The organism is Hyphomicrobiaceae bacterium (assembly GCA_041397645.1).
Taxonomy (GTDB): Bacteria; Pseudomonadota; Alphaproteobacteria; order Rhizobiales; family Hyphomicrobiaceae; genus Hyphomicrobium_B.
On sequence record JAWKWE010000004.1, the window covers coordinates 984,471 to 1,005,197 of the forward strand.

The window sequence follows — 20,727 nt, forward strand, 5'->3', positions numbered from 1 at the left end:
GACCAAATGGCCATACAGGCAACGCGCATTTTTCATATGCATCTGGTCTCCGACTCGACAGGCGAGACCCTTTCGGCAATCGCCAAGGCGGCGGCTGTTCAGTATCCTGATGTACGTGCCATCGAGCACATGCACGCGCTGGTGCGCACCCAACGTCAGTTGAAGCGCGTGTTGAGCGCTATCGAGAAAGAGCCGGGCATTGTGCTCTACACCGTCGTCAACAAAGCGCTGGGTGAAGAACTCGAGCAATACTGCAAAGACCTCAAGGTTCCTTGTCATGCCGTGTTGCAACCGATCATGCAGATCTTCGAAAGTTATTTAGGCGCGCCGCGCACACCTACCGTTGCGGGCCAGCATGTGCTCGATGCGGATTACTTCCGGCGAATCGATGCGATGAATTTCACCATCCATCATGATGATGGTCGTTTGCCTGAAAATCTCAGCGATGCCGACATCATTATTCTCGGCATCTCGCGGACATCGAAAACACCGACAAGCATTTATCTTGCGCAGCGAGGTTACAAGACGGCAAATCTTCCGCTTGTGCCGCAGGTTGCCTTGCCGGCGCGACTGACCGAACCGCATAATGCGTTCATTGTCTGTTTGATCGCCAATGTGGATCGAATCACTGAAGTGCGCCGCAACCGCGCCGCCCTGCTGGCGGACCGCGACATCAAGACCTATGTCGATCGCGAAACAATTGCCGCCGAGATTGCCTATACGCGGCGGATTGCTGCGAAGTACGGCTGGCCCGTTATCGACGTCACGCGCCGTTCAATTGAAGAGTCGGCATCGATGATTTTAAAGCTTTTGCACGATCGTAGCGAGCAAACGCCCTCCAGTCCGGACGTCGAGCCAAGCCATGGCTGACGCAAGGAATGTCGATCAGCCACCGTCCGTCGTTCTGGCTTCGACAAGTGTTGCGCGCAGGGCGATGCTGTCTGCTGCCGGGCTGACGTTCGATGTCGTTCCGGCGCGGATCGACGAGGATGCGGTCAGGTCTGCGATGGTTGCAGTTGATGCATATGTGTCGCCCGCCATGATCGCGGCGCGTTTGGCGCAGGAAAAGGCGCTCGCCGTCGCCCGCGCCAACGCCGGCAAACTTGTTATCGGCAGCGATCAGGTTCTGGTTTTCGAGAACACCATTTTTTCAAAGGTCGCAACGCTGGATGAAGCACGCGCGGTGTTGAAAAAGTTGCGCGGGCGCGTCCATGAACTCGTCAGCGCGGTGGCGCTGGCACGTGATGGAGAGTTAGTTTGGCATCATGAGGAAGCTGCTCGTTTGACCATGCGAGATTTTTCCGACGCCTTTCTAGCAGGGTATCTTGAGGATGCCGGCGAAGTCATTTTGCAGTGTGTGGGCTGCTACGAGCTTGAGGCGAAAGGCGTGCAACTCTTCGAAAAGATTGAAGGCGATTACTTCACGGTCTTGGGCCTTCCGTTGCTGGCTCTACTCAGCGCCTTGCGAACGCAGGGAGCTTTGATCGCATGACGGGTTCCGCTACCAAAAAAGCCTGCGTAATCGGCTGGCCGATCGAGCATTCGCGTTCCCCTTTGATCCACGGTTATTGGCTTAAAACCTATGGAATTGATGGCACCTACACGAAAGAAGCAGTGAGAGCGGACGAACTCGACACGTTCTTGAAATCTCTCAAGGAGCACGGGATTGCCGGCTGCAACGTGACGGTGCCGCACAAGGAGGCAGCGTTCGCCGCTGCGCAAGAGAAAGATGAAAGTGCGATTGCAGTCGGCGCTGCAAACACGCTTTGGCTGGGTGATCGAGGCCGCTTGTTTTGCGCCAACACTGATACCTATGGATTCATGACACATCTTGATGTGTCGGCGCCGGAATGGAAGAGGCGCGATGCTCCTGTTCTCATCCTGGGTGCTGGCGGTGCGGCGCGCGCGATTATCTACGGCTTTCTGAACGCTGGCGTGGAACGTATCGTTATTGCCAACCGGTCTCGCAGTCGTGCCGATCAGCTCGCGGATTACTTCGGCCCCAAGGTTCATGCGATCGATTGGGACCAGCGCAACGAAGCGGCGCGCGAAGCTGGTGTTATCGTCAACACCACGACGCTTGGTATGAAGGGCGAAGGAGATCCTGGCATCAATTTTTCGGCGATGCGGGTCAAGCAGGCTGTAGCTGCCGACATCGTCTACGTGCCGCTTGAGACAGCGTTTTTGAAAAACGCCCGGACTCACGGCCTTGTTGGTGTCGATGGACTTGGGATGCTGCTTCATCAAGCCGTACCGGGATTTGAAAAGTGGTTCGGTGTGCGCCCGAAGGTCACCAACGATCTGCGCAATCTCATTGTGGCGGATATCGAGGGCGCCTGATGCTGATCATTGGACTGACCGGCTCGATCGGGATGGGAAAATCAACTGCGGCAGCACGCTTCAAGGCGCTCGGGATCGACGTGTTCGATGCCGATGCGGAGGTCCATAAGCTTTACGAAGGTCCGCTTGCGCACGACGTCGAACGCGCGTTTCCGGGTTCGACATCGGATGGAAAGGTGGATCGCGGCAAGCTGTCGGCAATTCTCTTAAGAGAACCGGATCGGTTGAGCGAGCTTGAGAGGATCGTCCATCCGCGCGTGCGCGCCAAGGAGCGTTCGTTCGTTGCCCGCGAGCATGCAAAAGGCGCAAAGATGGCGGTTCTTGAAGTTCCACTGCTGTTTGAGGCTGGTAACGACAAAGTCGTCGATGTGATCGTGGTCGTGAGCGCGCATACCGACATTCAAAGAAAGCGCGTGTTGGAGCGGCCAGGCATGAGCGAGGCAAAGCTTGCCGAGTTGCTGTCGCGGCAACTGGATGACAAGGAAAAGCGGGCTCGCGCCGATTTCGTTGTGGACACCAGCGGCTCGGTGGAAGCTTGTCATGCCCAAATCGACGATATTGTCGCCGAGCTTTCGACGCGCGAAGGTCGCGCTTACGCGCGCTTCTGGAGCTAGCATGACAGCAAGCCTGGAGAGACACGCGGGTGCGGGAAATTATCCTCGATACTGAAACGACCGGCCTTGATTTCAAGAAGGGCGATAAGCTCGTGGAAATCGGCTGCATCGAACTTTACAACCGCATACCGACTGGCCGCGAATTTCATTGCTTCATAAATCCCGAGCGTGACGTACCCGCGGAAGCCGAAGCGGTTCACGGTCTTTCGACTGCATTTCTCAAAGACAAGCCCGTCTTTTCCAAGCTGGCCGAGGGTTTCCTGCAGTTCGTCGGTGAAGATCCATTGGTCATTCACAATGCGACCTTCGACGTCGGCTTTCTGAATTGGGAACTTGAGCTGATCGGTAAGCCCACGATCTCTATAAAGCGAGTGGTCGATACGCTAGCGCTGGCGCGGCGCAAGCATCCCGCCGGACCCAACACGCTCGATGCGCTTTGCAAACGCTATGGCATCGACAATTCCAAGCGTACCAAGCACGGCGCACTCATCGACTGTCTCTTGCTGGCGGAAGTCTACGTCGAACTTCTCGGCGAGCGCCAAGCCGCGTTGAGCTTGCAGACGCAGGCCGCAGTCGCGCGAGCGAGCGCCGCGCGCCAGACCAAGGGCTCGGCTCAAAGGCGTCCTATCCCCTTGCAATCGCGCATTAGCGACGAAGAAAGGCTGCTTCATCGCAAGTATGTCGAGGAAATGGGCACCAAAGCTGTCTGGTACAAATACTGGGTGGTCGAGGTTAGAAAGGAAAACGCCTGACGGAGTCCGCCAGGCGTTCAAGAGCGTCCCAGATCGTCGGCGTGCAAGCCATTCTACGCGATCAAGCGTTGAGCTTGGTGCCCTTGGCTTTGGATATTTCGGCCTGTCGCTGGAAATAGAGCCCTGCGAAATCAATTGGATCGAGCATCAAAGGCGGATAGCCGCCCTCGCGTGTTACGTCGGCTACCAAGCGGCGGAGGAAGGGGAAAAGCGTCATCGGCGCGCTGATGAGCAGGAACGGTTCCAGCGCTTGGTCGGGAATGTTTTCGATTCTGAAGAGGCCCGCGTACACGGTTTCGAGAACATAGACGGTGCCGATATTATTCTCGGCGGTTGCTTTCAGTTCGATGGCGCTTTCGTAGACATTGCCGTCGATCCGCTCGGCGTTGACATTGACCTCGACTTTCAGGCTTGGCGTCTCACCCGGACCCGCCATCAACTTGCGAATATTCGGATTTTCGAACGACATATCCTTGATGTACTGATTGAGAACATTGGCCTGGATCGGGATGGGAGTAGGCGCGTTGGCTGCGGCCTTGCCGTTGTCTGACATGAGAATCGCTTTCCTTTGGCCCAACAGGATGTTGCGCTCTTTCCGGCTCGCTATCACGCCAGCCCTATCGGCGCAATCGCCACCGTCAAAGATCGCGCCTCAACTGCCGCTCTTGTCGTCATCGATGCGTTGGTATTCGCCTTCGATTATTGGCGGTTCGGTTCGTCTTTCCCGGCCTCTCCTGAAGTCGCCAGCCGATCCCTTATCCTGTTTTGGTGTGTCGAATGGCTCGCCTGTGTCGTTCTGCCAAGTCTCGCGCGTTTGCGCGTTGTTCGACCTTGTGTACGTATCGATGGTGAAAAGTGAGGCAATTGCACGCAACATGAGCCAACGCACCGGCGGGACCAGCATCAAGGCGCCCAATGCGTCCCCCAACAATCCCGGCAGAATGAGCAAAACGCCGCCGGTCACCGTCAGAAATTGATCGAGCAGCGGTTCAAAACCGCTCCGGCCCGCCTCGATATGGGCCCAGATGCGCGGGAAGATGGATAGTCCGCTGCGCTGGATAACGCCCGAGCCGACCACGGCGGTCGCGATGATCCAAAAAAACACCGGCCAGAAGCCAAAAGCGGCCCCTGCCTTGATCAGCAGCGCGATTTCGATGATCGGTAGGGCCAGGAGCGCCAGCCCCAAGGCGAATTTCAATGGGAAGATCATAGACCGGCCACGACGTTGGTTTATTTAATATAACGCCGAACTGATGCGGGGGCCAAATGCGTTTCAAGTTGGCGTTAGCACAAAGCGCGCCTACATTAGCAGTTGGACCTTGCAGGCAATTTTGGCCTATGGCAGGTCCTTCCACTGCTCCCAACGAAAGCGCATCGGTATGAACGGCCAACTCGATTTTCTCACTCTCATTTCTCTTGTCGTTGCGTTCGTTGCCATTTTGAAGCTGCGCAGCGTTCTCGGCCAACGCTCAGACGAGGATGATGCGCGCATCGAAAGGCTGAAGACGCGCGAGCGCGAGACCAAAGCGGCGGCAGGGGCTGGCTCGGGCGAAGTCATCAATATGCCCGTGCGGGATCGTTCCGAGCCGGCAGGGACGCAGCTCGATACCGTCGTTAACGATAGCGAAGCACGTGTGCGCGCCTATCCGGCCTCGTCACAGGCCGTGACCGACGGCCTGCTTTCCGTCGCGAAGTTCGACCCCGCTTTCGATCCGGATGGTTTTTTGGCCGGTGCCTCCAGCGCCTATGAGATTATCGTGACGGCGTTTGCCGACGGCGACCGCAAGGCTCTGAAAGAGCTGTTGAGCCGCGATGTATACGATGGATTCATAACGGCGATCAACGAACGCGAGGCTCGTGGTGAGCAAATCGACCAGCAGTTCGTTGGTATCAAGAAGGCCGAAATCACGAATGCCGAAGTTTTGGGTGGTTTTGCGTCGATTACCGTGCGCTTCATAAGTGAGTTAATCACCGCCATTCGGGACCGGGCCGGAACTGTCTCCGGCGGCGACCGCGTGACCGAGGTGACCGACGTTTGGACCTTCGGACGCGACGTCTCCAGCAAGCGGGCTCTGCAGAACCCCAACTGGAGATTGGACGAGACACAACCGCCGAACTGACGCAATATGGCCGCGATTTCGGCACACGCAGTCTTTGTCAGGCCATGTCGGGATACGTTGTCGCGTACAAAGAACTGGCGCGCATCGCATGAGGGGGAAGACGGGTGGCGAGAGAGCCATTCAAGAGCCGGAGCGGCGTAGGCTCCGCGGCTGTGAAAGCTGCGGTATTCATTTTTGGTCTTACCGCTATAGACTCCACAGTTCCCGCGAACGCTGAAGATCCCGCCAAGTCTGCCCCTAAGAAGAAAATCGTCATCACCGTTGGCGTGCCGAGCAAAACAATGCCCAAGCAGTCGTTTACGCTCACTCCAACCTCATTTGCCGACTTACCGGGTTGGGCCGAGGACGATCATTTAAGCGCGTGGAAGGCATTCCTGTCGTCTTGTCCCGTGCTCGTCCAACGCGCGGATGCGGGCAAAGCGACCAAGCCCATGTCGCAAACGCTGGCGGGCACTTGCCGGTTTGCGCTGTCGCAAGCTGCGTCAGGGAAGAAGATGACGAAGGCTTCAGCGCGGGGATTTTTTGAAGCCAACTTTCGTCCCCGCCGCGTAGACCAGACGATCTCCGGCGGACTGTTGACGGGCTATTATGAGCCGATGCTGCAAGCGTCGCGGACGCCGCAGGGGGAGTTCACGACGCCCATCTACCGACGGCCGCCCGATTTAGTGAACATGGTGTCGGAGTCCGACCGCGGGGCCAAATCCGAAAAGTTCACCCATATGCGCAAGACCGATGACGGACTGGTGCCGTTCCTGACGCGCGCTGAGATCGAACAGGGCGGACTTTCGGGACAGGGGCTGGAGCTTTTGTATTTCCGAGATCCGGTGGACGTCTATTTTCTTCAGGTGCAGGGCTCCGGTCACATCGAGCTGCCGGACGGACAGAAAATCCGCATCGGCTACGACGGCAAGAATGGCTATCCCTACACTTCCATCGGCCGCGAACTGATCCAGGCAGGCACGTTCACGATGGACAACATGAGCCTCAAGGCGCTGTCGAAGTGGCTCAAGGCCGACCGGGAACGCGCCGCCCCAGTGATGTGGAAGAACCAGTCCTACGTCTTCTTTCGCGAGTTGACCGATAACGACGGAGATGGACCCGTCGGCGCGCTCGGTACGTCTCTGCATAGCGGTCGAAGCCTTGCCGTCGATACGGCTTATCACGCGCTGGGCGTGCCAATCTACGTGAGCGCGCCGACCCTCAAGCATGCGACACGCAACCCATCCGGATTCAATCGGCTGATGATCGCGCAGGATGTCGGCTCGGCCATTAAGGGCCCCGAGCGCGGCGACATCTTCTTTGGATCTGGCGACAAGGCGGGACGCATTGCTGGTGTCACCAAACATCCAGGCCATTTCTTTGTGCTTGAGCCCGCGCCGGCCATCGAGGCGCGCGGTGAGCCGCAGCAGGGCCGCCGGCCGTGAAGAAGCCGCACGGCAAGGATCGCAAGCGGCATTTGGATGAGGACGAAGCGGCGGTTTGGGACCACGCGGCAAGCTCAATCGAGCCTTTGAAGCGCGCAAAGTCGCGCGTTCATGCTACCGCCGATCCAGACGAGGCGGCGACGCTGCCGCGTGCAAAGATGAGCCGGACGAGTGAGTCTCATCACGCTTCGGCCCATGCGCACCACAAACCGGCAGCAAAGCCTTCGTCGCCACCTGCTGCTCGCAAGGCGGCTCCGCCTTTGGCTGATGTTGATCGCAAGAAGGTCAAACGGTTGCGGACCGGACGTATTGAAATCGACGGGCGTATTGATCTGCATGGATTGCGCCAAGACGAGGCGCACGGGAATTTGCGGGCGTTTCTCTTTCGGGCGCAAGCCCGCGGCTGGCGCTGGGTTTTGGTCATCACTGGGAAGGGTAAGCCGGAAAGTGGGACGCAACATGAGCCATTCACCACAGACAGTCAGCGCTCACGCGGCGTGCTGAAACGCAATGTGCCGCGCTGGCTGGAAGAGCCCGATTTGCGCGGGATCATCATCAGCTTTACGGCAGCCTCGATCGCACATGGCGGGGAAGGGGCGCTTTACGTGCACTTGCGCAAAAAGGGATAGGCGCAAAGCGAAAAGTCAGATCCGGGAGGTCAAAAACAGGTCGCTTGCAGTTGCTGCATCGCCTGTCCCACGCCCGATAGCGAGTAGGTGTCGGTGACGCTGGTCCCGCCTTCGTCGGTTGCGGTCACGGCCATCTTTGAGCCCTTGCGCATCGCTTCTACGAACTTCAGTTCTGAAGTCGCGTCTGCGACGTAAGCGCGGCCTTGCTCAGCGAACAGGTTGAAGGATTGGGCGCCGATCGCGGCAGTAATTTCGCTGCCCTTCTTGGCGGAGAAACCAAGCAGAACGCTGGGTTCGGCTTTCACGCCCTCTTTGGGCCAAGCCGAGATATAGATCCGCGCGCCGTCGCTCTTAGCGTTATCGGGAGTTGTAGACTTTGGCGCACTCGTAAGAAAACAGAACGCGTGTGGGGATTCAGAGTCCGTATAGAGCGACCAGTCGACGATGGACGTCAGCTTCGTGACGTCCTGCGCGCTGGCCCGCATAGCACCGATAGCAATAATGGTGATGAGTAGAAGCAACCGGCAAGCAATGTGATTTTGGCGCACGGCCATTCAGGGTCCTCCCTCGCGGATCGGGCGCTCGGCAAACCGGGCCAGCGATCTTACCCGGTCATACATGACAATGGCCCCCGCCATGGCGACATTGACGCAAAAGCTGGTCGGGATCTTGACGGTATAATCGCATCGCTCAAGCATCGCGGGTGAAAGCGATCCCATTTCAGGGCCCAGGATGTAAGCCGCGCGCATGGGATGGCGGAAGCTGGGTAGATCAATCGCTTCGTCCAGCAGTTCCACGCCGACGAGCTTGCAGCCCTGCGGAAGCGCCATTTCCTCGATTGAAGTCCAATTGTAATGAGGCAGATGCCACTGGCCTTTGGAGGTGTCGGCGCGCGCTTCCAACGCGCGGTACGTCGCGCCGACCGTAAATGTGAAACTGGCCCCGAAACCATGCGCCGAACGCATCAGATTGCCGAGGTTCAACGATTTCGACATGCGCTCGGCCCCGATGGCAAAATAGCCGCGCGGCGTTGGTGGCCAGTTCTCAGATGTTCTGCCGGTCATGGGAATGCACTGTCATGGGATTGTACTTCTGGCTCACGCGTTTGCGTAGTTGCAGGTTGGCGGGTGCGTGGCGCGCAGCTAAATGTGTCGCCACAAGCAGCGCATCCAGGCGGGAGGTCTCACATGAAGGCGGCACTTTGCAACACTTTAAGTGGACCTTCAGGCCTGGAGATCACGGAAGTCCCTGTTCCGCAGCCGAAACCGGGCCAGGCGCTGATTGCGGTCAAAGCTGTGGGTTTGAACTTCGCGGATACGCTGATCACACGGGGAAAGTATCAATACAAGCCTGAGCTGCCCTTTTCACCAGGCGCCGAAATCGCAGGCGTGATCGAGCGGATTGAAGGCGATGCGGGTGATTTCAAGCCCGGTCAACGTGTGATGGCCTATGTCGGCTGGGGGGGTGCGGCCGAGCACATCGTGGTCGATACCGCGATGCTTGTGCCTATTCCCGACAAGGTCAGCGACATAACGGCCGCCGGCTTGAGCATCACTTACGGCACTGCGCTGCACGGGCTGTCCGAGCGAGGGCGATTGGAACCTGGTGAGAAAGTCGTCGTAACGGGAGCTGCGGGCGGCGCGGGGCTTGCGGCGGTCGAGATCGCGACCCTCATGGGTGGCCGTGTCATCGCGGTTGCCTCCTCGCCCGAGAAAGTGCAGATCGCGCGAGATGCAGGTGCTGTCGATGGCATTCTGTTTCCTGGCAGCGACCTGAAACTTGCCGTTCGCGAGGTGACGGGCGGTGCCGGCGCCGACGTCGTCTACGATTGCATTGGGGGCGAAGCGGCAGAGCCGCTGATCCGCGCCCTTGCCTGGAAGGGCCGCTTTCTGGTCGTCGGCTTTGCAGCGGGAGAAATCCCGCGCATTCCGCTCAATCTTCTTCTCGTCAAGGGTGTCGAAGCAACTGGGGTGTTCTGGGGCGAATCCGTGCAGCGCGATCTCGCAGGCCATCGCGCAGGCATGGCGCGGTTGCTTGGCTGGGTCGCCGAGGGTCGCCTCAATCCGCACATCCACGCGACCTTTCCGTTGGACAACATTCGCGAGGCGCTCGGTGTGCTCGATGCACGTACAGCGCGGGGCAAAGTGATCGTAACCCTTTAGCTGGGCCGGTCCAATCTGGCCGAAACGGAAAAATTCCGCACGCGGCGCTTCGCGTTCAGCAAATCTTTGTCATGTGCGGTGATGGTGCTTTCAACGTCGCATGGGCTTTGCCGTGCGCGAGAAGCGTCGTCGTCGAGTTCGTTAGTAATGCGTTTGCGGTTACGTCATGTGCTGCTCAGCTGGGCAGTCTCCACAACCTGCTCCATTGCGTTGGCTCCGCCCGCGGTGGCTCAGTCGCTTTTTCAGAATTTGTTTGGATTTGGCGGCAAGCCTTCCGCGCCTGCCCAGGCGCGCTCCGCAGGCCGTTCGCTCCCCGCGTATCGCTTCCGCTATCATTCACGCCGCTCTTATCAGCGTGACTTTGCGCCAGACGACGAAGTGATAGGCCCGCCAGATAGCGGCGGCCCGTATCGCACGATGTGTGTGCGCTCTTGCGATGGCTTTTATTTCCCGCTCCGTCACAACGCGATGCAGAGCAACTTCGCCCAGGATGTAAAATCATGCCGCGTTGCCTGCGGAGACGAGGCGCACCTTTATTACTATCCTGTGAGGGGTGGCAGCGTCGACACGATGGTCGATCTTGCCGGGCAGTCCTATAAGGACATGCCCAATGCCTACAACTATCGCAAGGCGCTCGTTTCCGGCTGTTCCTGCAAGCCTGCTCCTTGGTCGTATGAGGCAGTGGCTCGCCATCACCGCTATGCTGAGGAAGCAGACGAGCTGATGGCGGATGCCGTTAATAAGGCGCGCCAGCGTTACGCCGCCCATCTCCAGGCGACAGGCGCGGCGGGTCAGCAAACACCTTGGCAGGATAAGGATGCAGGCGCAGCGGCCGATGCCGGTGACGTGGTGGCGTCCGATAGCGATCTGGATTCCAAGATCGTCATTGGTCCGCCAGGCCCGCCGCCACGTTATGCGATGCCTCAACGCCGCGACTATGCCTATCGTAGGCGCGCCAGAAGCGCTGCCACGCGAGCGCGTTATACTAAGTCTCAACCGTCCGGTCTGTTCGGCTGGTCTTTATTTGCCAGCCCAAACTAGGCAACCAGCCGAAGTGAGTGGGGAGTAACTTCCGCGCTTCACCAGTGATCGGTGTCGTCTGGAGTATAGCCGCCATGGAGCGGAAAACTCTCCACGACGCCGTACGGGCCTCCGCCGGTCATTGGCCGCGATGACATCAGCACGAATCGCGAAACGAAAATGGGTTCGGAGCGATAGCCGCCGAAGCGTGTGAGATATCGCGCGACCGCGGTGGGGTCGGTATGCTTCAGCCGTGCCAGCGTGACGTGTGCTTTGAAGGGGTGCTTGGGCGGCGGCAGGCCTGCGTTGCGGGCCGCCTTGTCATTGGCCCGCGCCAAAGCCTCCAGCGCGGGACAAGGTGCAACGTCGGCGAAGACGCTGCTTGGATCGTTACCGCCGAAAATGCCAACGCCGCTCAACCGGATCTCGAAAGCATCTGCATCGATGCTCGCGAGGTTCGCTGAGAACTCGCGCGCCAAGCCGTTGTCGATGTCGCCCGCAAAACGCAATGTGATGTGATAGTCCTCCGCTTTGAGCCATCGCGAGCCGGGCAGGGGAATATGCAGCCGATAGAGTTCGGCGCGGGTCTCGTCGGGTAGTTCAAGGGCGGTGAAAAGTCTGGGCATGGTCGAGGTGCGCGCTTCTAGGGCTTGGCGGTGGCAGTTGCCGCAGCCTTGCGATCCTGGATCTGTTTCACCAGCGCTTCCACTTGCGGCAGGATGCGCTTGACGAGTTCGGCGACGCCCTTCGTCGTGGGATGAAGGCCATCATCCAAGGTCAGGCCAGGCTCCCCGATGACGCCTTCCAGAAAGAAGGGATAGAGCGCAAGTTGGTATCTGCCTGCGAGCTCCGGGTAGATAACGTCGAATGTCGCTTGGTACTCAGGGCCCCAATTAGCTGGCGCCTTCATGCCAGCCAGAAGGATGTCGGCCCCTTTCTGCTTGATCTTTGAAATGATCTTTTCAAGGTTGTTCTTGGTCAGGCTCGGATCGATGCCGCGCAGGGCGTCGTTGGCGCCGAGCTCAAGGATGACGCCATCCACTCCGGGCTGCATTGACCAGTCAAGCCGTTGCAGGCCGCCCGCAGAGGTATCACCAGAAACGCCCGCGTTGATGACGTTGACCTTGTAACCCTTGGCGGCAAGCGCCACCTGAAGTTGAGAAGGAAAGGAATCCCCAGGAGGAAGCATATAGCCGGCAGTCAGGCTGTCGCCGAAAGCAACGAGCGTGACGGAGGGGGGCGAATCGGCCTTGGTTTGCTTGGGTATCATTGTGAGGGCCGGTGCGGCGAAAAGCGCAAGCACGAGAAGTAAACGGGCCCAACTCAGCGGCGCATTCAAGCTCATGTTCATGTTTCCGCCTCAGGGAGCCATCACAAGGTCTGGTCATCACGTAGAAGCAGGACACGGCCAGAGCAAGGCTTGTTTGAAAGACAACAGGATTTCCATCAGGTGACGAAGCCCATTATCTCCGTCGAAAATCTCCATCTGACGCTGACAAGCCGGGCGGGTCCGGTTCATATTCTGAGAGGTGTCACGTTCGACGTGCCCGCCGGTCAGTCGCTTGCGATTGTCGGACCTTCGGGCTCCGGCAAGACATCGCTATTGATGATCCTTGGCGGCTTGGAACGCGCGTCCAGCGGCAAGGTCGAAGTCGCCGGACGCTCGATGTCGGGTCTATCGGAAGACGAGTTGTCGCGTCTGCGGGGCGAGGAAATCGGCATCGTCTTTCAATCATTCCATCTCGTGCCGACGATGACGGCGCTCGAGAACGTCGCGCTGCCGATGGAGCTTGCAGGGATCGCGGACGCGTTCGAGACCGCCCGTCAGCTGCTTGACGATGTAGGATTGTTGGCGCGCCAGGATCACTTCCCCGCTGAGCTGTCGGGTGGCGAGCAGCAGCGTGTCGCCATCGCGCGGGCGCTGAGCCGCAAGCCACGCCTTATTCTAGCCGACGAGCCGACGGGCAATCTCGACACCAAGACCGGCCAACAGATCGTCGAGCTGCTGTTTGGTTTGAAGGAACGCACGGGCGCGACTTTGGTGCTCGTCACCCATGACGTGCGGCTCGCCAACATGACCGAGCGCGTGATCGGAATGGGAGACGGGCACATCCTGAGCGAAAATCTCCAGACGCCAGCCGAAAGGGTCGCGGCGCAATGACGATCACGTTGGATCAGATGTCCGGCGGGCGGACGCGTCCGGCGGGTTGGCCGACGATGGTCCGCGTTGGGCTGCGCGAGCTGCGCGGCGGACTGTCGGGATTTTACGTGTTCATCGCTTGTTTGGCGCTGGGCGTCATGGTGATCGCCGCAGTCGGGGCTTTGGGCGATGCTCTGGTCGCTGGTTTCGAACGGCAGGGGCGCACCATCCTCGGCGGAGACATGACGTTTTCGCGTATGCATGCGCGTGCGACGACTCAAGAAAGGGCGGTGCTCGGCAAACTCGGGAAAGTCAGCGAAACGGCCGCTCTGCGAACGATGGCGCGGCGGCCCGATGGTCAGGAGCAGGCACTCATCGAGCTCAAAGCCGTCGACGGCGCCTATCCGTTGGCGGGCAGTGTTCAGCTCCAGGAACCAGGCGATTTCCAAGCCTATATGGCGCAGGGCGGCGCGGTAGCGGATGCCATGCTGTTGGAACAGCTCGGATTGAAGCCCGGTGATCGTATCAAGATCGGCGAGCATGAGATCGAGGTGCGCGCCATACTGAAATCGGAGCCGGATGGGATCGCCGATCGGCTCACATACGGGCCGCGCGTGTTCGTGTCGTTGGAGACGCTGGAAAAGACTGGGCTCGTTAAGCCGGGCACCCTGATCCGCTGGCGTTATGCGCTGGCGCGAGGCCTCGGTTACGATGAGGACAAGGCGCAGCTGAAGGCCCTGCGCGAGGCGGTACAGACGGATCTGCCAGAATCCGGCTTTAGCATTCTCGACCGTACAAATCCCTCGCCGCAGGTTACGCGCACGCTCGAACGGCTTCGCCAGTTTCTCATTCTGATCGGACTTGCATCGCTGCTTGTCGGCGGCATCGGGATTGCCAATGCCGTTTCGACCTTCATCGACAAGAGGCTCAAGGTGATTGCCACGCTGCGCAGCGTTGGTGCGACCGGCGGGCAGATCATGAGCATGTTTCTGGTTCAGATCCTCGCGATGACGCTTGTGGGTGTGATCGTTGGCCTTGCCGCTGGGCTTGCAATTCCCAGCTTCATCGAGTGGCTCGTGGCAGACGGGATGCCGGTCAAGGCACAGTTTGCGATTTCTCCGCGCTCCCTCGGCATTGCAACAGCCTACGGTGTGATGGTGGCGTTGCTGTTCACGCTATGGCCCTTGGGACGTGCCGAGCATGTGCGGGCGAGCGTGCTGTTTCGCGACACAGGCGGTGGATCGAAAGTCTGGCCGCGGCGCGTCATAATTATCTGGACCATTCTTCTGGTCGCGGCACTGTTTTCACTGGCGCTGGCGACCTCCCAGCCAAGGATGCTGGCGGTTTGGGCCTTTGCTGCATTGGTGGCGATGCTCGTGGTGTTCTCGGCCCTGGCGTGGCTCGTGACCAGAGTTGCCCGCGCTCTACCGCGACCGCGCAATCCGGAAATTGCCATCGCGTTACGCAACGTTGCGGCCAGCGATGGGCTGACGCGCGCCGTCATTCTGTCGCTCGGAACCGGTCTGTCGCTTCTGGTCGGCGTGGCGGTGGTCAATGCCTCGCTGGTAGAAGAGCTGAAAGGGCGTCTGCCTGAGAACTCCCCCGACTACTTTCTGCTCGACGTGCCCAAGCAGGACTACGAGGCCCTGAGTGCCCGGGTGCATGACAAAATTCCTGACGCCGTTCTCACGGAGGCGGCGATGCTGCGAGGGCGCATCGTCAAACTCAAGGGTGTTCTCGCCGAAGAACTCAAGGCACCCCCCGAGGCTCAGTGGGTTCTGAACGGCGACCGAGGATTGAGCTATTCGCAGACCGTGCCGGAAGGTTCGAAGGTCACCGAAGGCGCGTGGTGGCCGGCAGACTATTCAGGCCCCCCGCTCGTCTCCTTTGAAGGCGAGCTGGCCGGAAAGCTTGGCCTGAAACTTGGAGACACGGTTACCGTCAATGTACTCGGACGAAATATAGAGGCCAAGATCGCAAACTTGCGCGAAGTCCATTGGGAAAATCTTGCCATCAATTTTGTGATGGTCTTCTCGCCCAATACGCTCGAAGCGGCCCCACACAATTTGTTGGCGACGATACGCCTGCCTGAGGGGACCCCAGGCCCCGAGGAGGTCGCGATGATCCGCGATTTGGGACGGACCTTCCCTGCGGTCAGCGCGATTCGCGTGCGCGACGCCATCAACCAGTTCAACAAGATCTTCGACAAGGTGATGAACGCGGTGCAGGTGGCGGGTAGCGTCACCTTGCTGGCAGGCGCCCTGGTTCTGGCAGGTGCCCTCTCAACCGCCCAGCGGCGCCGGATTCTGGAGGCCGTGATCCTGAAGACCATCGGCGGCACCCGCTGGCAGATCCTGCGGGCTCACGCCTACGAATATGCGCTTTTGACGCTTGCGGCAGCCCTTGTGGCTATCCTTCTCGGCACCGTCGCAGCGTGGGCTGTGCTTTACTTCTTGATGGAAACGCCATTTACTTTCTCGGCGACGGCTATTCTCAAGACCTTGGCCGCTGCCGGTGGACTAATAGCGGTTTTTGGTGGCGTAGGGACCTGGGCGGTCTTGAAAGCGCCAGCGGTGCCGCATCTGCGCGGCGAGTGAGAACGAAAAGGCAGGAATTTGGGAAATTCTCCCTCTTTCCTACTGGCTTTTCTGGTCTTGAAAGGACGCTACGTCGCACTCATATTTCAACTGCATTCGGCAATTCGCCGGTTTATGGAGGATTAGGAGACCCATGGCCCAAGCTTATAATCAACCCTCAGTACCTCGCTCAGGCACGCGGGGTGGCGTGGCCGTGGACGAAGGCCTGCGCTCGTTTATGCTCGGCACCTACAACTATATGGCGTTGGGCGTCGCCGGCACGGCTGCCGTCGTGTTCGCACTGATGGCCAATCCGCAGTTGATGGTCGCGATTGCGACTGGCCCGATGAAGTGGGTTTTGTTCGCCGGCATTCTTGGCCTGGGCTTCTTCGCCAACAGGCTTTTCTTCTCGGGAAGCACGGTGGTAGCGCATGGCGCTTACTGGCTCTACTGCGCGCTTTGGGGTGCGATGATCGCCCCGATGATCTTCATGTTCGTCTCACAGGGTCATACCGGATTGGTAGGACAGGCATTTGCCATTGCGGCGGCCACCTTCCTGGCGACGAGCCTCGTCGGTTACACGACTAAGAAGGACATGACAGGCTGGGGTGGTTTCATCTCGATGGCCTCTATCGGCCTCATCATCGCGATGCTGGTCAGCTTCTTCTTCATCACCGACCCGGGCACCAGCAAGACGGTCAGCCTGTTGATTTCGTCGGTCGTCGTGCTTCTGTTCTCGGCAGCGACAGCTTGGGAAACGCAGCAGATCAAGACCATGTATCTCGAAGGCGCCGCGCATGGAGGCCAGGAGTTCATCAAGCGCTCTTCGATCTTTGGCGCATTCATGCTCTACGGTAGCTTCATCACGCTGTTCATCCATATCCTGAACATTCTAGGTATTATGAACACGCAGGAATAAGCCAAGTCACGCGCACGATCTGAAAGCACGAAGGCCCCGCATAGAGTGCGGGGCCTTTTATTTTGCCTGGGAAGCTGACGGCGCGCTCGAAACTAGGACCGGACGACCTGTAGCTTGTCGTCCAGTACCGAAAGAACGCGCTTGAGGTCGTGGCCGCGCTTCATGATGAGACCGCCGGCAGCAATGACGCTGAAAGCGCCCTGCTTACGCGCGAGCTTCGGATTCTTTTCGATTCTGTAGATCGGCACTTCGCAGGCGCGGCGGAAGATGGAAAACACTGCCTTGTCGCGCATCAGGTCCAGCGCGTAATCGCGCCATTCTCCACGCGCGACCATGCGGCCGTACACGTCCATGATGGCAGACAGTTCTTGACGATTGAAAGCGGTCGCGAGGGATGAGGCCTGCGTTCCCGCGGTCGTGGTCGGAGAGACTTCTGTGCTGCCCGCGCTGCGCGGGCGGAAGACTATCGGTTCAGCGTCGCTCAATCGCGCCTCCCTTCAAGATCAAAACAAGAATTGCGCCAAGGCGGAGCGATTGCAAGAGCCAACCATTGCCTGAGTAGAAAATAGCCATCCGAAATTATGGAAAACGGAGCCACAAATACCGCGATGCAGTCAAAAAGGGGTCCAGTTGGAACCCTCAATCCGCCGTATTGAAAAGCGACTATCTCATCGTTGCCTTGAGGCCCGGCCCTGAGAACAGGCTCTGGATCATCAGCCCCCCAGCCCCCCGGGGCCAATTTCAAGGGGCCGGGCTTTTAGGCAACTCTCCCTGATTGTCCCCCCAGGTCTTGGCGCCCCATCCAAGACCCATGTCTCGCGAAGGACCGGTTCCCCAGCCGGTCCTTCGTCGTTTTTGGCTTCACGATCAGTTGAAAGTTGAATGTTCGCGTCTTTTTGTGCGTATTCTCCAATGCGTAACGTCAAGACATGGTGAAATCCCTTTGACCAAGAAGCCTATTCGGATCGCGCCCGCTGTGAAGCGCAAGCCCACCGCGAATCCTTTGCTCTCCCGCTGGTCTGCGACCTTCCAAATCCCTCCCTTCGGGCGGATCGAACCCAAGCACTTCAAGCCTGCGATCGATGCAGCGTTTCGCACCCATCGCGAAGAGATCAAGGCGATTGGAGCCAATCTCGCCAAGCCCACATTCGCGAATACGATTCTGGCGCTAGAGAAGAGCGGTCAGGATCTCGCCCGCGTGGCCGGCGTCTTCTTCAATCTGGAATCGACGGACTCGACCCCGGAGTTACAGGCGATTGCACGTGAGATGTCTCCGCGCTTTGCGGCGCACCAGACGCAGATTCACCTCGATCAAAAACTGTTCCGCCGCATCGACGACCTTTTTTCACGCCGCGCCGCTTTGAAACTGACAGAGGAGCAGCTGCGCGTTCTGGAACGCCACCATCTTGCGTTTGTGCGCGCGGGCGCGCGGCTGTCATCGACGGCAAAAGCGCGGGTTAGAGAGATCAACGCGCGTCTGGCTAGCCTGGTGACACAGTTCATGCAGAACGTGCTCAAAGACGAGCAGGCCTGGCAGATGGTGCTGGAGGATGAGAGGGATCTTGCGGGCCTTCCCGACACCCTTCGTGCTGCGGCTCAACAGGCGGCCAAGGAACGCGGCGAAGACGGCAAGTACGTCATAACGCTCGCACGTTCCAGCGTCGAAGGCTTCTTGACCTTTTCGGCGCGTCGGGATCTTCGCGAGCAGGCCTTCAAGGCGTGGACGGACCGAGGCGCAAACGGAGGTAACACGGACAACCGCGCGATTCTCTCGGAAGCCGTTCAACTGAGGAATGAGCACGCTCAGTTGATGGGTTATAAGTCATTCGCCGACTTCTCGCTTGACGACACCATGGCAAAGACACCGAAGGCCGTGCGCGATCTTCTCGAAGAGGTCTGGCCCCGCGCGGTCGCCCGCGCCGGCGAAGAGCGCGATGCCCTGGTCGAAGAAGCCCGCCGTGAAGGTGGAAATTTCAAGTTTGAAGCCTGGGACTGGCGCTACTACGCGGAGAAGGTGCGCAAGGCACGCTACGATCTCGACGAGGGCGAGCTGCGTCCTTATTTGCAGCTCGACAACATGATCAAGGCCGCCTTTGCTTGCGCAAAACGGCTGTTCGGCCTGTCGTTTCGTGAGCTAAAGGATGTACCGCGCTATCACCCTGACGTGCGCGTGTTCGAGGTGAAGGCCCGCGACGGCTCTCACGTCGGTATCTTCATGGGCGACTATTTTGCTCGCCCGACGAAGCAGTCAGGTGCCTGGATGTCGAATTTCCGCAGGCAACACGGCATTGGCAAAGGTCAAAGCCCCATCATCGTGAATGTGCTCAATTTCACGAAGGGCCGTGTGGACGAGCCGGCGCTATTATCATTCGACGATGCTCGAACGCTGTTTCATGAGTTCGGTCACGCCCTTCATGGGCTTTTGTCGAACGTCACCTATCCCTCTATTTCCGGGACGTCCGTGTCCCGCGATTTCGTCGAACTGCCTTCGCAACTTTACGAGCACTGGCTGTCGACGCCGCAGGTGCTGGAAGAATTTGCTACACACTACAAGACCGGCAAACCGATGCCCGCAAAACTGCGCAAGCGTATGGAAGCGGCGCGAAACTTCAATCAGGGTTTTGCCACGGTGGAGTACACCGCCTGCGCGATGGTAGATATGGCGCTGTACGCCGAGCCTGCCAAGCATTCGATCGACATCGAAAAATTCGAAGCCGAGACCTTGGCGAAGCTTGGTATGCCGCGTGAAATCGCGATGCGCCATCGCCTGCCGCATTTCATGCATATCATGGGCGGATATTCAGCGGGCTATTACAGCTATCTGTGGTCGGAAGTGATGGATGCCGACGCGTTTTCCGCCTTCGAGGAGACGGGCAACGTGTTCGATCCCAAAACAGCAAACCGACTTCGGGAATTTATCTACTCGGCGGGAAACCGGCGCGATCCTCACCAGGCGTATGTCGCCTTTCGCGGTCGTGCGCCGAAGATCGATGGACTACTCAAGAAACGCGGTCTGGCAGCCTGAGACTGTCTCGGGATTACCAAAGATTGGCCCAGGCCGCTCCGATGATCGGCCCCGCTTTGCCTTCCTGAATGAGTACGACGCTGCGCTGCGTAGAGGCTTGGATGACCGCCGCGCGCGGGATTTGAATAAGCAGCGATTGACCCTTCCATAGCCCGATGGGCGTAAGCTCGCGCACGATATTGGTATAGGTCAGGGTGTTACCGGAATTCTCGCCCTTTTCAATCGCGACCTTGCCCTCCGGCTGCACCAAGCCGAACCAGACGGTGGCCTCGGTCGCCATGCGGCCGGGCTCTGCCCCGTCGATGACGATGTTGAGCGTGTTGTTCTCCTGCCAGAAGTGAATAGGAACGCGAGGGGTGGCAACATTATTGGAGGTGAGATCGATCGCGTTCTTAATCTCGGCCTTCTGTGCCCCGTTGACGTGTAACGTTCCGTTGACGACGACTTGCGGGGTGTAAATTGCGCCGTCGCCCCGCGCCTTCGCATAGGCACGCTGGCGTTCAGTGTTGCGCGGAGATGCGAAGGTATCTTTCCAGCCCAGATAGTCCCAATAATCCACCGGCAGGGATAGCGTGAGGATGGTCGGATCTTCCGCAAACTCGCGCAGGAGCGCGTCGGCCGGCGGACACGACGAGCACCCCTGGCTGGTAAAAAGTTCGAGCACAGCACGGATGGGGACGGCGGCAGAGGGAGCTGCCCCGCGTGTAGGCGGTACCATCTGGCTGGCAGCCGCCACGGTCGCATAGCCAATCAGCCCAGCGGCCATCGCCAAGCTTCGCGCAGCAGCCCGTAAACGCGAAAACATCGTCTCTTCTTTCAATGTCTCTTCGTTCCAGATCAGCCTTATGGCGCCAAACGTGCCATGACCGGCCTCATTTCTCGCCTTCAAATCTGACGCCTGACACTCAAGGCTTGGACAGGCGGAGTAACATATGTGCTGTTATATTATAGCATCAGTTCTCAAATGCGAGTCACGTCTTTGCGAGTCTGCCGCTGGCACAGACCA

The 20,727-nt window shown here is 58.9% G+C and carries 22 protein-coding genes; 14 read left to right on the forward strand and 8 right to left on the reverse strand.

Translation table 11 applies throughout. The features are described from left to right. The first annotated feature begins 6 nt into the window (after positions 1–6). From R3D51_04520 to dnaQ, 5 genes are read left to right on the forward strand one after another with little or no spacing between them, the layout of a single operon-like run. Positions 7–870: a pyruvate, water dikinase regulatory protein gene (locus R3D51_04520; protein MEZ5898741.1), complete on the forward strand. Its 864-nt coding sequence runs from the start codon at positions 7–9 to the stop codon at positions 868–870. After that, positions 863–1,492 (forward strand): nucleoside triphosphate pyrophosphatase, encoded by a 630-nt coding sequence (locus R3D51_04525; protein MEZ5898742.1) that lies wholly within the window; start codon positions 863–865, stop codon positions 1,490–1,492. Before R3D51_04520 ends, R3D51_04525 begins: the two co-directional genes overlap by 8 nt. Then, positions 1,489–2,340, forward strand: a complete 852-nt coding sequence (locus R3D51_04530) for a shikimate dehydrogenase (protein ID MEZ5898743.1) — start codon at positions 1,489–1,491, stop codon at positions 2,338–2,340. Before R3D51_04525 ends, R3D51_04530 begins: the two co-directional genes overlap by 4 nt. Beyond that, the gene (coaE, locus tag R3D51_04535) at positions 2,340–2,954 is read left to right on the forward strand and encodes a dephospho-CoA kinase (protein ID MEZ5898744.1); all 615 of its coding nucleotides are present in this window, start codon (positions 2,340–2,342) and stop codon (positions 2,952–2,954) included. The genes R3D51_04530 and coaE overlap by 1 nt, the downstream gene beginning before the upstream one ends. A 29-nt stretch (positions 2,955–2,983) precedes the next feature. Then, positions 2,984–3,706, forward strand: coding sequence for a DNA polymerase III subunit epsilon (gene dnaQ / locus R3D51_04540; protein MEZ5898745.1), 723 nt, complete (start codon positions 2,984–2,986; stop codon positions 3,704–3,706). 61 nt (positions 3,707–3,767) lie between these two features. Here dnaQ and secB read toward each other — a convergent pair whose 3' ends face one another. Both secB and R3D51_04550 read right to left on the reverse strand, forming a co-directional pair. Further along, positions 3,768–4,259, reverse strand: coding sequence for a protein-export chaperone SecB (gene secB / locus R3D51_04545; protein MEZ5898746.1), 492 nt, complete (start codon positions 4,257–4,259; stop codon positions 3,768–3,770). Positions 4,260–4,358: 99 nt separating this feature from the next. After that, positions 4,359–4,904 (reverse strand): FxsA family protein, encoded by a 546-nt coding sequence (locus tag R3D51_04550; protein MEZ5898747.1) that lies wholly within the window; start codon positions 4,902–4,904, stop codon positions 4,359–4,361. A 181-nt stretch (positions 4,905–5,085) separates the two neighbouring features. On the opposite strand from R3D51_04550, the gene R3D51_04555 reads away from it, so the two are divergent. The 3 genes from R3D51_04555 to R3D51_04565 all read left to right on the forward strand — a co-directional run bounded on the left by R3D51_04555 (position 5,086) and on the right by R3D51_04565 (position 7,879). Continuing rightward, positions 5,086–5,826: a Tim44/TimA family putative adaptor protein gene (locus R3D51_04555; GenBank protein ID MEZ5898748.1), complete on the forward strand. Its 741-nt coding sequence runs from the start codon at positions 5,086–5,088 to the stop codon at positions 5,824–5,826. Positions 5,827–5,930: 104 nt separating this feature from the next. Then, positions 5,931–7,250 carry an MltA domain-containing protein gene (locus R3D51_04560; protein MEZ5898749.1) on the forward strand — a complete coding sequence of 440 codons (1,320 nt, stop codon included), beginning with the start codon at positions 5,931–5,933 and terminating at the stop codon, positions 7,248–7,250. Beyond that, positions 7,247–7,879, forward strand: coding sequence for a Smr/MutS family protein (locus tag R3D51_04565; protein MEZ5898750.1), 633 nt, complete (start codon positions 7,247–7,249; stop codon positions 7,877–7,879). Before R3D51_04560 ends, R3D51_04565 begins: the two co-directional genes overlap by 4 nt. A gap of 29 nt (positions 7,880–7,908) precedes the next feature. Here the strand turns inward: R3D51_04565 and R3D51_04570 are convergent, their stop codons facing one another. Together R3D51_04570 and R3D51_04575 are read right to left on the reverse strand one after the other, a co-directional pair. Then, a complete protein-coding gene (locus tag R3D51_04570; GenBank protein MEZ5898751.1) occupies positions 7,909–8,433 on the reverse strand; it encodes an invasion associated locus B family protein in 525 nt (174 codons plus the stop codon). Beyond that, entirely contained in the window at positions 8,434–8,943 is a 510-nt protein-coding gene (locus R3D51_04575; protein MEZ5898752.1) for an RNA methyltransferase, read from the reverse strand. Positions 8,944–9,066: 123 nt separating this feature from the next. Between R3D51_04575 and R3D51_04580 the strand changes: the two genes are divergently transcribed. Then, positions 9,067–10,041, forward strand: a complete 975-nt coding sequence (locus R3D51_04580; protein MEZ5898753.1) for an NADPH:quinone oxidoreductase family protein — start codon at positions 9,067–9,069, stop codon at positions 10,039–10,041. A gap of 147 nt (positions 10,042–10,188) precedes the next feature. Further along, complete coding sequence (locus R3D51_04585) at positions 10,189–11,082, forward strand: DUF2865 domain-containing protein (protein MEZ5898754.1); 894 nt, start codon at positions 10,189–10,191, stop codon at positions 11,080–11,082. A 38-nt stretch (positions 11,083–11,120) separates the two neighbouring features. Here R3D51_04585 and thpR read toward each other — a convergent pair whose 3' ends face one another. Together thpR and R3D51_04595 are read right to left on the reverse strand one after the other, a co-directional pair. Beyond that, complete coding sequence (gene thpR / locus R3D51_04590; GenBank protein MEZ5898755.1) at positions 11,121–11,687, reverse strand: RNA 2',3'-cyclic phosphodiesterase; 567 nt, start codon at positions 11,685–11,687, stop codon at positions 11,121–11,123. Positions 11,688–11,704: 17 nt separating this feature from the next. Further along, a complete protein-coding gene (locus R3D51_04595) occupies positions 11,705–12,406 on the reverse strand; it encodes an arylesterase (GenBank protein ID MEZ5898756.1) in 702 nt (233 codons plus the stop codon). Positions 12,407–12,511: 105 nt separating this feature from the next. On the opposite strand from R3D51_04595, the gene R3D51_04600 reads away from it, so the two are divergent. The 3 genes from R3D51_04600 to R3D51_04610 all read left to right on the forward strand — a co-directional run bounded on the left by R3D51_04600 (position 12,512) and on the right by R3D51_04610 (position 16,696). After that, positions 12,512–13,222 (forward strand): ABC transporter ATP-binding protein, encoded by a 711-nt coding sequence (locus R3D51_04600; protein ID MEZ5898757.1) that lies wholly within the window; start codon positions 12,512–12,514, stop codon positions 13,220–13,222. Next, positions 13,219–15,798 carry an FtsX-like permease family protein gene (locus tag R3D51_04605; protein MEZ5898758.1) on the forward strand — a complete coding sequence of 860 codons (2,580 nt, stop codon included), beginning with the start codon at positions 13,219–13,221 and terminating at the stop codon, positions 15,796–15,798. Before R3D51_04600 ends, R3D51_04605 begins: the two co-directional genes overlap by 4 nt. Before the next feature lie 133 nt (positions 15,799–15,931). After that, positions 15,932–16,696 (forward strand): Bax inhibitor-1/YccA family protein, encoded by a 765-nt coding sequence (locus tag R3D51_04610; GenBank protein MEZ5898759.1) that lies wholly within the window; start codon positions 15,932–15,934, stop codon positions 16,694–16,696. Between the two features lie 92 nt (positions 16,697–16,788). On the opposite strand, the gene R3D51_04615 is transcribed toward R3D51_04610, so the two are convergent. Next, positions 16,789–17,181: a DUF2794 domain-containing protein gene (locus R3D51_04615; GenBank protein ID MEZ5898760.1), complete on the reverse strand. Its 393-nt coding sequence runs from the start codon at positions 17,179–17,181 to the stop codon at positions 16,789–16,791. 458 nt (positions 17,182–17,639) lie between these two features. Here R3D51_04615 and R3D51_04620 point away from each other — a divergent pair, with 458 nt between their 5' ends. Next, complete coding sequence (locus R3D51_04620; GenBank protein MEZ5898761.1) at positions 17,640–19,721, forward strand: M3 family metallopeptidase; 2,082 nt, start codon at positions 17,640–17,642, stop codon at positions 19,719–19,721. Positions 19,722–19,734: 13 nt separating this feature from the next. Here R3D51_04620 and R3D51_04625 read toward each other — a convergent pair whose 3' ends face one another. Then, the gene (locus R3D51_04625; protein MEZ5898762.1) at positions 19,735–20,610 is read right to left on the reverse strand and encodes a DUF1223 domain-containing protein; all 876 of its coding nucleotides are present in this window, start codon (positions 20,608–20,610) and stop codon (positions 19,735–19,737) included. Positions 20,611–20,727 lie beyond the last annotated feature (117 nt).